This is a genomic window from Streptomyces hyderabadensis (assembly GCF_020404845.1).
Lineage (GTDB): Bacteria > Actinomycetota > Actinomycetes > Streptomycetales > Streptomycetaceae > Streptomyces > Streptomyces hyderabadensis.
On record NZ_JAIOJZ010000010.1, the window covers coordinates 1 to 13190 of the forward strand.

General features: G+C 71.5%; 11 protein-coding genes. 2 read left to right on the forward strand and 9 right to left on the reverse strand.

Annotated elements, in window-relative coordinates; genetic code table 11:
- Positions 1-45: 45 nt before the first annotated feature.
- The 7 genes from K7854_RS10110 to pgsA form a co-directional block, all read right to left on the reverse strand.
- A complete protein-coding gene (locus K7854_RS10110; RefSeq protein ID WP_226026071.1) occupies positions 46-798 on the reverse strand; it encodes a YebC/PmpR family DNA-binding transcriptional regulator in 753 nt (250 codons plus the stop codon).
- 47 nt (positions 799-845) lie between these two features.
- The gene (gene pdxT, locus K7854_RS10115; protein WP_226026072.1) at positions 846-1454 is read right to left on the reverse strand and encodes a pyridoxal 5'-phosphate synthase glutaminase subunit PdxT; all 609 of its coding nucleotides are present in this window, start codon (positions 1452-1454) and stop codon (positions 846-848) included.
- A 12-nt stretch (positions 1455-1466) separates the two neighbouring features.
- Positions 1467-2378 carry a pyridoxal 5'-phosphate synthase lyase subunit PdxS gene (gene pdxS / locus K7854_RS10120; protein WP_061445743.1) on the reverse strand — a complete coding sequence of 304 codons (912 nt, stop codon included), beginning with the start codon at positions 2376-2378 and terminating at the stop codon, positions 1467-1469.
- A gap of 118 nt (positions 2379-2496) precedes the next feature.
- Positions 2497-3039, reverse strand: a complete 543-nt coding sequence (locus tag K7854_RS10125) for a LemA family protein (protein WP_164412786.1) — start codon at positions 3037-3039, stop codon at positions 2497-2499.
- A 293-nt stretch (positions 3040-3332) separates the two neighbouring features.
- Positions 3333-4496: a glycosyltransferase family 4 protein gene (locus K7854_RS10130; RefSeq protein WP_226026073.1), complete on the reverse strand. Its 1164-nt coding sequence runs from the start codon at positions 4494-4496 to the stop codon at positions 3333-3335.
- Positions 4493-5422: a phosphatidylinositol mannoside acyltransferase gene (locus K7854_RS10135; RefSeq protein ID WP_226026074.1), complete on the reverse strand. Its 930-nt coding sequence runs from the start codon at positions 5420-5422 to the stop codon at positions 4493-4495. Before K7854_RS10135 ends, K7854_RS10130 begins: the two co-directional genes overlap by 4 nt.
- On the reverse strand, positions 5419-6144 hold the full coding sequence (gene pgsA, locus K7854_RS10140) for a phosphatidylinositol phosphate synthase (RefSeq protein ID WP_226026190.1): 726 nt from the start codon (positions 6142-6144) through the stop codon (positions 5419-5421). Before pgsA ends, K7854_RS10135 begins: the two co-directional genes overlap by 4 nt.
- Positions 6145-6350: 206 nt before the next feature.
- On the opposite strand from pgsA, the gene K7854_RS10145 reads away from it, so the two are divergent.
- Entirely contained in the window at positions 6351-8549 is a 2199-nt protein-coding gene (locus K7854_RS10145) for an elongation factor G-like protein EF-G2 (protein ID WP_226026075.1), read from the forward strand.
- Between the two features lie 242 nt (positions 8550-8791).
- On the forward strand, positions 8792-10447 hold the full coding sequence (locus tag K7854_RS10150) for an AbeC-like domain-containing protein (RefSeq protein ID WP_226026076.1): 1656 nt from the start codon (positions 8792-8794) through the stop codon (positions 10445-10447).
- An 87-nt stretch (positions 10448-10534) separates the two neighbouring features.
- On the opposite strand, the gene K7854_RS10155 is transcribed toward K7854_RS10150, so the two are convergent.
- Positions 10535-11095: an HIT family protein gene (locus tag K7854_RS10155; RefSeq protein WP_226026077.1), complete on the reverse strand. Its 561-nt coding sequence runs from the start codon at positions 11093-11095 to the stop codon at positions 10535-10537.
- A gap of 89 nt (positions 11096-11184) precedes the next feature.
- Positions 11185-13161 carry a threonine--tRNA ligase gene (thrS, locus tag K7854_RS10160; RefSeq protein ID WP_226026078.1) on the reverse strand — a complete coding sequence of 659 codons (1977 nt, stop codon included), beginning with the start codon at positions 13159-13161 and terminating at the stop codon, positions 11185-11187.
- Between the last annotated feature and the right edge of the window lie 29 nt (positions 13162-13190).

Here is a 13190-nt window from a genome sequence, read left to right on the forward strand (position 1 = left end):
GGGGGGGGGGGGGTCGGCGGTCGGCCCGCCGAGCCGGTACGCGGCTTACGCGTCCACCTTCTCCATGATCTCGTCGCTCACGTCGAAGTTGGCGAAGACGTTCTGCACGTCGTCGCTGTCCTCCAGGGCGTCGATCAGCCGGAAGATCTTCCGCGCGCCCTCCTCGTCCAGCTCGACCTGCATGGTCGGGACGAAGTTGGCGTCCGCGGACTCGTAGTCGATGCCGGCCTCCTGGAGGGCGGTGCGGACCGCGACCAGGTCGGTGGCCTCGCTGAGCACCTCGAAGGACTCGCCGAGGTCGTTGACCTCCTCCGCGCCCGCGTCCAGGACGGCGCCGAGGACGTCGTCCTCGCCCAGCTCGCCCTTGGGCACGATCACGACGCCCTTGCGGTTGAACAGGTACGACACCGAACCCGGGTCGGCCATGGAGCCGCCGTTGCGGGTCATGGCGACGCGGACGTCGGAGGCGGCGCGGTTGCGGTTGTCGGTGAGGCACTCGATGAGCACCGCGACGCCGTTGGGGCCGTAACCCTCGTACATGATCGTCTCGTAGTCGGCGCCGCCGGCCTCCAGGCCCGCGCCGCGCTTGACCGCGGAGTCGATGTTCTTGTTCGGGACCGACTGCTTCTTCGCCTTCTGGATGGCGTCGTACAGCGTCGGGTTGCCGTCGACGTCGGCACCACCCATGCGGGCCGCGACCTCGATGTTCTTGATCAGCTTCGCGAAGAGCTTGCCGCGCTTGGCATCGATGACGGCCTTCTTGTGCTTCGTCGTGGCCCATTTAGAGTGGCCGGACATCTGCCTGTCTCCTTCGCGTAACCCGTCTTTGTGCGAACGGAGGAATCCTACAAGGACTCCGCCGCCCGGTTCGCGCGCACCATGTCGGCGAAGAGCCGGTGCACCCGGTGGTCGCCGGTCAGCTCCGGGTGGAACGACGTGGCCAGCGCGTTGCCCTGGCGGACGGCGACGATGTGGCCGTCGTGCTCGGCGAGCACCTCGGCGGCGGCGCCCACGGACTCGACCCAGGGGGCGCGGATGAAGACGCCCTCCACGGGAGCGCCCTCGACGCCCTTGACGTCGACGGCGGCCTCGAAGGACTCGTTCTGCCGGCCGAAGGCGTTGCGGCGCACGATCATGTCGATGCCACCGATCGTCTCCTGCCCGGAGCGCGGATCGAGGATCTTGTCGGCCAGCATGATCATGCCGGCGCAGGTGCCGTAGACGGGCATGCCGTCCCGCACGCGCGCGCGGAGGGGCTCCATCACGCCGAAGAGCACAGCGAGCTTGGAGATGGTGGTGGACTCGCCGCCGGGGACGACCAGGCCGTCCACCTCGGCGAGTTCTTCGGGGCGCCTCACCGGCCTGGCCACGGCGTCGGCCACGGCCAGGGCGACGAGGTGCTCCCGTACGTCGCCCTGGAGGGCCAGGACGCCGATGACGGGGGTGTCACTCATGGGTGGGGTGCCTTACCAGCCGCGGTTGGCGTAGCGCTCGGTCTCGGGGAGGGTGTCGCAGTTGATGCCGACCATGGCCTCGCCGAGGTTGCGGGACGCGTCCGCGATGATCTTCGGGTCGTCGTAGAAGGTGGTGGCCTTCACGATGGCGGCGGCGCGCTTGGCCGGGTCGCCGGACTTGAAGATGCCGGAGCCGACGAAGACGCCCTCGGCGCCGAGCTGGCGCATCAGCGCGGCGTCGGCCGGGGTGGCGACGCCGCCCGCGGAGAACAGGACGACCGGCAGCCTGCCCAGCTCCGAGACCTCCTTGACCAGCTCGTAGGGGGCGCGCAGCTCCTTGGCGGCGGCGTACAGCTCGTTGTTGTCACAGCCGCGCAGGCGGGCGATCTCGTTCTTGATCTGGCGCAGGTGGCGGACGGCCTCGACGACGTTGCCGGTGCCGGCCTCGCCCTTGGAGCGGATCATCGCGGCGCCCTCGGCGATCCGGCGCAGGGCCTCGCCCAGGTTGGTGGCGCCGCACACGAAGGGGGTGGTGAAGGCGAACTTGTCGCTGTGGTTGACCTCGTCGGCCGGGGTGAGCACCTCGGACTCGTCGATGTAGTCGACGCCGAGGGACTGCAGGACCTGGGCCTCCACGAAGTGGCCGATGCGGGACTTGGCCATCACCGGGATCGAGACGGCGTTGATGATGCCCTCGATCATGTCCGGGTCGGACATCCGGGCCACGCCGCCGTCCTTGCGGATGTCGGCCGGGACCCGCTCCAGGGCCATGACGGCCACGGCGCCCGCGTCCTCGGCGATCTTCGCCTGCTCCGGCGTGACGACGTCCATGATGACGCCGCCCTTGAGCTGCTCGGCCATGCCGCGCTTCACGCGGGCGGTGCCGGTCTCGGGTGCCTGGTTTTCGGAGAGCGTGCTGGACACGGGTACCTCGCTGAGGAGAAGGGGGTTTCTGCAGCAACGAGGAAACGTGAGGCGAGCAGGCCACAGCAAGGGCCAATGGGAAGGCGGTGGATCGTTTTCGTTCCCGGGCGCTACGGCGCTAAGCGGCCCGCTCCACCAGGGCGGCCGGCGACTCGTCGTCCATCTCGAAGGCGAGCGGGAAGGGCGCGTGCCCGGCGAGGCGGAACCAGCGGACCTTGCGGTGCTCGCGCAGTCTGCGGGCGGCTCCCACCGCGTCGTTGTGGAAGCGGCGGGCCATCGGCACCCGCCGCACGGCCTCGGCCAGTTCGTGGGCGGCGGCCTCTCCCCCGGGCGCCTCGCGCAGCGCGTCCACCTGCTGCGCGTCGGCGAACACGGCGCGCAGGGCCTGGCTCAGCTCGCTCTCGGCGACCTCCCGCAGCTCCTCCTCGGCCTGCCTCGCGGCGTGTGCGGCCTCGTACAGGACCATGGAGGCGGCCGGGTCGAGCACGCCGGAGGTGGCGAGTTCCTGGGCCACGGACGCCCGGCGCAGCAGCTGGGCGTCCAGGGCGGCCCGGGCGGCGTCGATCCGGGCGTGCAGCCGGTCCAGACGGCCCGCCGTCCAGCTGAGGTACAGGCCGACGGCGACGAGGACGACCAGGATCCAGATGAGGGTTGCGGTCACGGGCCGCAACCCTATCGGGGGGCCGGGCCGCCCCGGTGGGCCGCGTGCACGACGACGGTCCCCGCACGCCGGCGACCCGGTGCACGGCGGTGCCCTCCGTGCGGCACAGGAGACCCGGGGCCGGGTGCCGGACAGGCCACCGCGCCGCCGTCACCCGCGGCCCGGCCGCCGCCCGCCCGCCCGTCGGTGCCCGCGCCCGCCAGTGGCGACAGCCGGCGCGCGACAGGCCCGCGCCCCCGGTGCGACGGCTCGGCCGGTCCGCACTCGCCGGTGGCCGTACGCGCGCCGGCGGGTCAGTCCCTCGCCAGGCCGAAGCGGGCCCGCAGGCCCGTCGCCCGGTCGTCCGTCGCCACCGCCGCCGCTCCCGCGGTGACCGTCTCGTAGACGGACAGGATGTCCGCGCCGACGGTGGACCAGTCGAAGCGCCGTACGTGGGCACTGCCCCGCTCCCGCAGGGCGGCACGCCGCTCCGGGTCGGCCAGCAGGCGTACGGCCGCCGCGGCCAGGGCATCGGCGTCCTCGTTGGGGAAGAGTTCGCCGGCCGCGCCCTGGTCGAGGACCTGGGCGAAGGCGTCCAGGTCGGAGGCGAGGACGGGGGCGCCGGCCGACATGGCCTCGACCAGGATGATGCCGAAGCTCTCGCCGCCGGTGTTGGGCGCCACGTACAGGTCGACGCTGCGCAGGAGACGGGCCTTGTCCTCGTCGCTGATCATGCCGAGGAACTCCACGCGGGACCGCAGTTCCCTCGGCAGGCTCTCGACCGCCTCCTCCTCGTCCCCGCGGCCCGCGACCAGGAGCCGGGTCTGCGGGCGGGCGGCGAGGATCCCGGGCAGCGCCCGCATGAGCACCGGCAGGCCCTTGCGGGGCTCGTCGATGCGCCCTATGAAGCCGATGGTGTCGCCCTGCCACTCGGGCTTGGGCTCCGCGTCGGCGAAGAAGTCGACGTCGACGCCGTTGGGGATGACGACCGCGTCGCCGCCCAGGTGCTCGACCAGGGTGCGGCGGGCGTACTCGCTCACCGCGATCCGGGCGCTGATCTTCTCCAGGGCGGCCTGCAGGATCGCGTACGCGGCGATCATCGCGCGGGAACGCGGGTTGGAGGTGTGGAAGGTGGCCACGATCGGGCCCTGCGCCGCCCAGCAGGTCAGCAGCCCCAGCGAGGGCGAGGTCGGCTCGTGGATGTGGATGACGTCGAAGCCGCCCTCGTGCAGCCAGCGCCGCACCCGGGCCGCCGACAGGAAGCCGAAGTTCAGCCGGGCCACCGAGCCGTTGTACGGCACCGGCACCGCGCGGCCCGCGGAGACGACGTACGGGGGCAGCGGGGTGTCGTCGTCGGCCGGGGCGAGGACGGACACCTCGTGACCGAGCCGGATGAAGTACTCGGCGAGGTCCCGGATGTGGAACTGGACGCCGCCCGGCACGTCCCAGGAGTACGGGCAGACGATGCCGATCCTCACCGGTCGCCCCGCTCGCGGGCCCCGGGCGCCTTGGCCGGGTCGAGATCCTTGAGCCACAAGCGCTGCAGCATGTGCCAGTCCTCCGGGTGGTCGGCGATCCCCGTGGCGAAGGCATCGGCCAGCGCCTGTGTCATGACAGACGTCTTTTCCGCCCGGGTGCCTGACTCGGGCACCTCGACCGGCGGGTGCACCCGGCCCTGCATCACCGGCGAGTCGTCGTACCAGAGCGTCACCGGCAGCAGCAGCGCGCCCGTCTGCTGGGCGAGCAGGGCGGGGCCGGCCGGCATCCGGGCCGTCTCGCCGAAGAAGTCGACCTCCACGCCGGACGCCGACAGGTCGCGGTCGGCGACCAGGCAGACCAGGCCGCCGTCGCGCAGCCGCCGGGCCAGGGTGCCGAAGGCGCTGCCGCCGCTGTGCGGCAGGACCTCCATGCCGAGGCCCTCGCGGTAGGCGACGAACCGGTCGTAGAGCGTCTCCGGCTTGAGGCGCTCGGCGACCGTGGTGAACGGGATGCCGAGCTTCGTGGTGACCCAGGCGCCCGCCAGGTCCCAGTTGGCCAGGTGCGGCAGGGCCAGTATCACGCCCTTGCCGGCGTCCATGCCGTCGGTGAGGTGGTGCAGGTCCTTCGGCGCGAAGCCGCCCTTGATCCGCTCGGTGCTCCACGCGGGGAGCCGGAAGGACTCCATCCAGTAGCGCAGGTACGAGCGCATGCCCGCGCGCGAGAGGGCGGCCAGCCGCTCCGGGCTCGCGCCGGGCACCACGCGCGCGTAGTTGCCCTCCAGGCGGCGCACCCCCGTGCCGCGCCGCTTCCAGGCGAGGTCGGCGACGGTGCGGCCCAGGCGCACGGCGGCGGGCTCGGGGAGCTTCTTCACGGTGGCCCAGCCGGCGCCGTACAGACCGTCGGTCAGCCGGTCCCGAGTGCTCACTTCGCCGCCTCGGCGTCCTGGTTCTCCTGGGCGGCGGCATCCGCCTCGGCGGCCTCCCGGCGGACCGTGACGACCCGCTGGACCAGCGTGACCAGGCTGCCGACGGCGACGATCCACAGGGCGATCGGCAGCAGGTACTGGATGCCGGGCACGCCGAACTTGTGCAGTCCCGCGAATCCGGCGGCGACCAGCGAGATGACGAGGCGCTCGGCGCGCTCGACCAGCCCGTTGACGGCCACCGGCAGGCCGATCGCCTCGCCGCGCGCCTTGGTGTAGGACACCACCTGACCGCTGGCCAGGCAGAAGATCGACACCGCGCACAGCACGTTGTCGTCGCCCGACCCGGCGTACCACAGGGCGAGGCCGCCGAAGATCGCGCCGTCGGCGACCCGGTCGAGGGTGGAGTCCAGGAACGCGCCCCAGCGGCTGGAGCGGCCCAGCTGGCGGGCCATGTTGCCGTCGACGAGGTCGGAGAAGACGAAGAGCGTGATCACCACCGTGCCCCAGAAGAACTCACCCATGGGGTAGAAGACCAGCGCACCCGCGACCACACCGGCGGTGCCGATCAGCGTGACCGTGTCGGGGCTGACGCCCCGGCGGATGAGAAACGCGGCGAACGGTGTGAGGACACGCGTAAAAAATGCACGCGCGTACTTGTTCAGCATGGCCTTCCCGACGGTCGGTGTGGCGCCGCGGCCCTTGCTGGCCACCGGCTGGCCCATCGTAGTCACGCGCGCGCGTGGGCGGTGGCCGGGCACCCTGCGCCCAGCGGCGCGGCAGGTGGGCGGCGGGATCGGGTCCTTCGTATGGACGCGGCGTGACGGGAGTGGAAAGCTCGAAGGACCGCGGGCGTCGCCGGAGCCGCCAGTGCACGCGGTCCCGCGTGTCCGCGCCCACAACGACCTCACCGTGCACGGGAGGCAAGGACATGGGCGACAAGGCACACACCCATCCCGGAGCCGCCGGAAGGGCAACGGCGGCCGACCACCCCGCGTCCGTACGGAACGTGGTGCTGGTCGGCCACTCCGGATCGGGCAAGACGACTCTGGTGGAAGCTCTCGCGCTGACGGCGGGAGCGGTGAACCGGGCGGGCCGCGTGGAGGACGGCGGCTGCGTCTCGGACTACGACGACATGGAGCACCGCCAGCAGCGCTCCGTACAGCTCTCCCTGGTGCCGGTCGAATGGGACGGCATCAAGATCAACCTCTTGGACACCCCCGGGTACGCCGACTTCGTCGGCGAACTGAGGGCCGGTCTGCGCGCGGCGGACGCGGCCCTCTTCGTCGTCTCGGCCTCCGACGGCGTGGACGGCGCGACCCGCATGCTCTGGGACGAGTGCGCCGCCGTCGGCATGCCGCGCGCCATCGTGATCACGCACCTGGAGGCCGCGCGCTCGGACTTCGAGGAGATGACCCGGACCTGCGCGGAGGCCTTCGGCGGCGACGACCCCGACGCCGTACTGCCGCTGTACCTCCCGCTGCACGGGCCGCCCGCGCCCGACGGGCACGCGCCCGTCACCGGGCTGGTGGGGCTGCTGTCGCGCAAGCTCTTCGACTACGCCTCCGGCGAGCGGGTGGCCTCGGAGCCGGGCGAGGCCGACCTGCCGCAGCTCGACGAGGCCCGCTCCCTGCTGATCGAGGGGATCATCTCGGAGAGCGAGGACGAGACCCTCATGGAGCGCTACCTCGGCGGCGAGCAGGTCGACGTCAAGACGCTCGTCGAGGACCTGGAACGGGCCGTGGCCCGCGGGGTCTTCTTCCCCGTACTGGCCGCGGCCCCCGCCGCCGACGGCGCCCGCCAGGGACTGGGCACGGTCGAGCTGCTGGAGCTGATCACGCGCGGCTTCCCCACCCCCCTGGAGCGCGCGGCACCCCGGGTCACCACGCCCGAGGGCGCCGGGCGCGAGCTGCGCATGTGCGACCCCGAGGAGTCGCTGGTCGCGGAGGTCGTCAAGACGTCCTCGGACCCGTACGTCGGCCGGATCTCCATGGTCCGCGTCTTCTCCGGCACCCTGCGCGCCGACCAGACCGTGCACGTGTCCGGGCACGGGCTGACCGACCGCGGGCACGAGGACCACGACGTCGACGAGCGGATCGGCGCCCTGTCGACACCGTTCGGCAAGCAGCAGCGGCCCGTCACGCACGTGATCGCGGGCGACCTCGGCTGCGTGGCCAAGCTGACCCGCGCGGAGACCGGGGACACCCTCTCGGCCAAGGAGGACCCGCTGCTGATGGCCCCCTGGGAGATGCCCGACCCGCTGCTGCCGCTGGCCATCGAGGCGCACAGCAAACCCGACGAGGACAAGCTCTCCCAGGGGCTGGCCCGGCTGGTCGCCGAGGACCCGACGATGCGCCTGGAGCACAACCAGGACACCCACCAGGTGGTCCTGTGGTGCCTGGGCGAGGCCCACGCCGACGTGGCCCTGGAACGGCTGCGCAGCCGCTACGGCGTCCAGGTCGACGTCGTACCGCACCGGGTCTCCCTGCGCGAGACCTTCGGCGGCCGGGCGGCCGGGCGCGGGCGGCACGTCAAGCAGTCCGGCGGACACGGCCAGTACGCCATCTGCGAGATCGAGGTGGAGCCGCTGCCGGGCGGCTCGGGCATCGAGTTCGTGGACAAGGTCGTCGGCGGCGCGGTGCCCCGGCAGTTCATCCCGTCGGTCGAGAAGGGCGTGCGCACCCAGGCCGCCAAGGGCGTCGCCGCGGGCCATCCGCTGATCGACGTGCGGGTCACGCTGCTGGACGGCAAGGCGCACTCGGTGGACTCCTCCGACGCCGCGTTCCAGACGGCGGGCGCGCTGGCGCTCAGGGAGGCCGCTTCCGAGGCGAGGATCCACCTTCTGGAGCCGGTCGCCGAGGTGAGCGTGCTGGTCGGCGACGACTACGTGGGCGCGGTGATGAGCGACCTGTCCGGACGGCGCGGCAAGGTACTCGGCACCGAGCAGACCAGCGGCGGCCGGACCCTGATCAGGGCCGAGGTGCCCGAGATCGAGATCGGCCGCTACGCCGTCGACCTGCGTTCCCTGTCGCACGGCACGGCCCGCTTCGACCGGCGCTACGCGCGGCACGAACCGATGCCGGCGCAGGTCGCGGACCGGCTGCGCGAGGAGGTGCGGGCGGCGTCCTAGCGGAGCCCGGGCCTCCGGTGCGGCCTGCGGTGCGGGGCGCCCGCTCCCCCGCGCCGGAGGCCGCCCGCCCCGGCGTACGACGGCGCGCCCGGCGGCCAACCCGCGCGCGTGGGGGCGCCTTTGGCCGTCCCATGACGCGCGACGATGCCGACGGATACGCTGATGACCAGATCAACAGGTGTGCGGGGCAGGCAAGTCGGGAAGGCCGCAGGAGCGACAGTGGTGGCGATCAGGGGGCGGGAATGACCGTTGACGGCGGTTACGCGGACTTCTTCGGACCGCAGGTGCCACGCACGGACGACGGCGGCCAGACGGCCACCTTCGCGCTGGCCTCGGCCGCCTACCGGGACAGCGAGGCCGAGGAGATACTCAAGGCCAACAGCGAGTGGCACAAGTCGGCCGTCAGCAAGCCCCGGATCAAGCTGTTCCGGCCCAACCTCGGCGAGGCGTACTCCCGGGCGATCATCGACCGGATGCTGGGCCCCAAGCGGGCCCCGCTCATCCAGTCCTTCGGCACCCAGCCCCAGGTCGTCGTCGAGCACAGCCTCGCGGCCCACCGCATACGCCGGGACCGGGACAACTGGCTCAGCGCCGTCATGGTCCTGTGCGGGCTGCTCTTCCTGCCCGGCCTGCTGATCTGGCTCCTGATCTTCCAGATCCGCACCACCGTCGCCCGGCGCGAGGACAAACGGGCCGGCGCGCTCGCCACCGCGGTCCTGCTGGCGATGGCCGTCCTCGCCGTGCTCTTCCTGCTCAAGATGCCCTTCAGCGGCTTCTGGGCCTGGTACGCGCGCGCCTGCGTCGTCGCGCCCGTGATCGGCTGGTTCTGGGCCAAGCGGATCTGCGAGCGCACGGCACGGGACCTCAGGGAGCGCTGGAGCGGCCTGCTGTCCGGCGCCGGCGTGGGCGCCAAGGTGCCCGAAGCGGTGCCCAGCAGCCCCGGCGAGACGGCCGCGGAGGAACTGCGGCAGTCGCTGGCCCGGCTCAGCGCCGAGCAGCAGTCCAACTCCGTCTTCTACGCCGGTCCCAAGGGGATCCTCGGCATGGGCACCCGCTGGGGCAACTGGCAGCTCGCCGAGGAACTGGTCCCGGTCGACCCGGACCGCGAGATCAACCCGTTCCGCAGCTGGGACGTCATCAAGGCCATCCACGACCGGCTGCGCATGCTGGAGCGCGGCCCGCTGCACACCGGCGGCTTCCCCAAGCCGACCGTACGGCACTGGATCGTGACCCCGATCGGTGAGAACGCCGACTCGGTGTCCCGGCCGGAGGGCACGGACGTCGAGGCGTACCAGGTCAAGCAGCACGCGATACAGGAGATCTGCGACAAGCAGCAGTTCGGCGCGGGCGACCGGCACTACCTGGGCGTGCAGTGGACCCTGTGGGACGGCCAGCTGGTCATCTCCATGCTGATCACGGTGACGGTGCTGCACGAGACGCTGCGCATCGAGGTCACCGGGCATGCCCTCGGCCCCGTGCACTCCCTGTTCACCAGCAAGCCCGCGGCCAAGGAGAAGACGGTCCAGAAGTCGGTCAAGTTCTGGGAGACCCGCACGGTGAAGCTCCCGCTGGTCGACACCGACGAGGTGGTACGGCTGGCCGCACGGGCCCCGCTGACCTGGTACCCCCCGCTGCTGTACTGGCTGGGCGGCAAGCTCACCCTGCCCGAGCCCTTCGGCGTGCGGCACGCCTGGGCGGACCGGCCGTGGCGGCACCGCTTCATGGCCGACGACGCGCTGCGCGCGGCCACTCCGGTGCTGCGGGCGGTGCACTCGGCGGCGATCAAGGTGCTGAAGGAGAACGGCGTGGACACCGAGAAGTTCGGCGCCCGCGCGGGCGGCCTGAGCGGGGCGGTGCAGGAGGCGGTGCCGAAGAAGGCGGACGTCTACGACGCGTAGGCCTCCGGCGGTGGGGCGGGGGTTCGGGGTGGCTGTCCCTGGGGGCTGCGCCCCCAGACCCCCGCTTCGGCCTGGACGGCCTCGTCCTCAGACGCCGGACGGGCTGGAGGGCCAGGCGTCCGCCAGCATCTTGCGGGTATCGCCCAGGAGCTGGGGCAGGACCTTGGTGTGGCCCACCACCGGCATGAAGTTCGTGTCGCCGCCCCAGCGGGGCACGACGTGCTGGTGGAGGTGGGCGGCGATGCCCGCGCCGGCCACGGCGCCCTGGTTCATGCCGATGTTGAAGCCGTGGGCGCCGGACGCGGTGCGCAGGGCCGTCATCGCCTGCTTGGTCAGCTCGGCCAGCTCCGCGGTCTCCACGGCGTTCAGCTCGGTGTAGTCGGCGACGTGCCGGTAGGGCACGGTCATCAGGTGGCCGCCGTTGTAGGGGTAGAGATTCAGCACCGCGTACACGTGCTCGCCGCGCCGGATGATCAGACCGTCCTCGTCGGACTTGGCCGGGATCGAGCAGAAGGGGCAGCCGTCGTCGGCGCCGGGGCCGCTCGGCTTGTTCTCGCCCTGGATGTAGGCCATCCGGTGGGGCGTCCACAGACGCTGGAAAGCGTCCTGCGTCCCCACTCCCAGCTGCTGCTCCGGCTCACTCGTCATGCGTGCAGCATATGGCGTCGGCGCCGGGAAGCCGAAAGAGCCCCCGGGAGCTTCTCCCGGGGGCCGATCACCGCTATGGCGGGAGAATGTCAGACCTGGATCCGGCGCTCCACCACGTCAACGAGCTTCGCCAGTGCCTGGTCGCGCGGAATGCCGTTCTCCTGCGAACCGTCGCGGTAGCGGAACGACACCGTGCCCCCGTGCATGTCCTCGTCACCGACGATGATCATGAACGGGACCTTCTGCTTCTGCTGCGTCCGGATCTTCTTCTGCATCCGGTCCGAGGAGGAGTCCACGTCGACGCGCAGCCCCTTCCGCCGTGCCTCCGCCGCGAACTCCTCCAGGTACTGCACGTGAGCGTCCCCGACCGGGATGCCCACCGCCTGCACCGGCGCCAGCCACGCCGGGAAGGCGCCCGCGTAGTGTTCCAGGAGGACCGCGAAGAACCGCTCGATGGAGCCGAACAGCGCGCGGTGGATCATGACCGGGCGGGTCTTGGTGCCGTCCGCGGCCGTGTACTCCAGGTCGAAGCGCTCCGGCAGGTTGAAGTCGAGCTGGATGGTCGACATCTGCCAGGTGCGGCCGATGGCGTCGCGGGCCTGGACGGAGATCTTCGGGCCGTAGAAGGCGGCGCCGCCCGGGTCCGCCACCAGCTCCAGGTTCTGCTTCTCGGCGACCTGGCGCAGCGTCTCGGTGGCCTCTTCCCAGGCCTCGTCGGTGCCGACGAACTTCTCCGGGTCCTTGGTGGACAGCTCCAGGTAGAAGTCGGTCAGGCCGTAGTCGCGCAGCAGGTTGAGGACGAAGGTGAGGGTCTTGTCCAGCTCCTCCGACATCTGCTCGCGGGTGCAGTAGATGTGCGCGTCGTCCTGGGTGAAGCCGCGGGCCCGGGTCAGGCCGTGCACGACGCCCGACTTCTCGTACCGGTACACGGTGCCGAACTCGAACAGGCGCAGGGGCAGTTCACGGTAGGACCGTCCCCGCGCGTCGAAGATCAGGTTGTGCATCGGGCAGTTCATGGGCTTGAGGTAGTAGTCCACGCCCTCGTCGAGCTGCATGGGCGGGTACATGCCGTCGGCGTACCAGTCCAGGTGGCCCGAGGTCTCGAAGAGCTTCCCCTTCGTCGCGTGCGGGGTGTAGACGAACTCGTAGCCCTCCTCCTCGTGGCGGCGCCGCGAGTAGTCCTCCATGACCCGGCGGATGATGCCGCCCTTGGGGTGGAAGACGGCGAGGCCGGAGCCGATCTGCTCCGGGATGGAGAACAGGTCCAGCTCGCTGCCGAGCTTGCGGTGGTCGCGCTTCTCGGCCTCGGCGAGGAACTCCAGGTGCGCCTTCAGCTCGTCCTTGGTCGGCCAGGCGGTGCCGTAGATGCGCTGCAGCATCGGGTTCTTCTCGCTGCCGCGCCAGTAGGCGGCGGCGTTGCGCATCAGCTTGAAGGCCGGGATGTTGCGGGTGGTGGGCAGGTGGGGACCGCGGCAGAGGTCCTTCCAGCACAGCTCGCCGGTCTTGGCGTCCAGGTTGTCGTAGATCGTCAGCTCGCCGGCGCCGACCTCGACGTCCGCGCCGTCGTCGCTGGAGGCGGAGCCCTTGAGACCGATCAGCTCCAGCTTGTACGGCTCGTCGGCCAGCTCCTCGCGGGCGGCCTCGTCGGTGACCACGCGGCGGGAGAACCGCTGCCCGCGCTTCTGGATCTCCTGCATCTTCTTCTCGATGGCCTTGAGGTCATCGGGGTGGAAGGGCTTCTCGACGTCGAAGTCGTAGTAGAAGCCGTCCTTGACGGGCGGGCCGATGCCCAGCTTGGCCTCGGGGAACAGCTCCTGCACGGCCTGGGCCATGACGTGCGCGGTGGAGTGGCGCAGGATGTTCAGGCCGTCCTCGGAGGTGATCTCGACGGCCTCGACGGTGTCGCCGTCCTTGACCTCGTAGGCGAGGTCCTTGAGGTCGCCGGAGACACGGGCGGCGATGACCGAGCGCTCGCCGGCGAAGAGCTCGGCGGCCGTAGTGCCCGTCGTCACCACGCGTTCTTCCCGCTCGGAATCCCGCTGGATGATCACACGGACGTCTGACACCGGTCTCTCCTGACTGAAGGTGGGGCCGC

Excerpts from the sequence above, each read along its gene's own strand:
- K7854_RS10150 (WP_226026076.1), top strand. The coding sequence starts at position 8,792 with ATGACCGTTGACGGCGGTTACGCGGACTTCTTCGGACCGCAGGTGCCA.
- K7854_RS10110 (WP_226026071.1), bottom strand. The coding sequence starts at position 798 with ATGTCCGGCCACTCTAAATGGGCCACGACGAAGCACAAGAAGGCCGTC.
- K7854_RS10145 (WP_226026075.1), top strand. The coding sequence starts at position 6,351 with ATGGGCGACAAGGCACACACCCATCCCGGAGCCGCCGGAAGGGCAACG.
- K7854_RS10155 (WP_226026077.1), bottom strand. The coding sequence starts at position 11,095 with ATGACGAGTGAGCCGGAGCAGCAGCTGGGAGTGGGGACGCAGGACGCT.
- pdxT (WP_226026072.1), bottom strand. The coding sequence starts at position 1,454 with ATGAGTGACACCCCCGTCATCGGCGTCCTGGCCCTCCAGGGCGACGTA.
- pgsA (WP_226026190.1), bottom strand. The coding sequence starts at position 6,144 with ATGGGCCAGCCGGTGGCCAGCAAGGGCCGCGGCGCCACACCGACCGTC.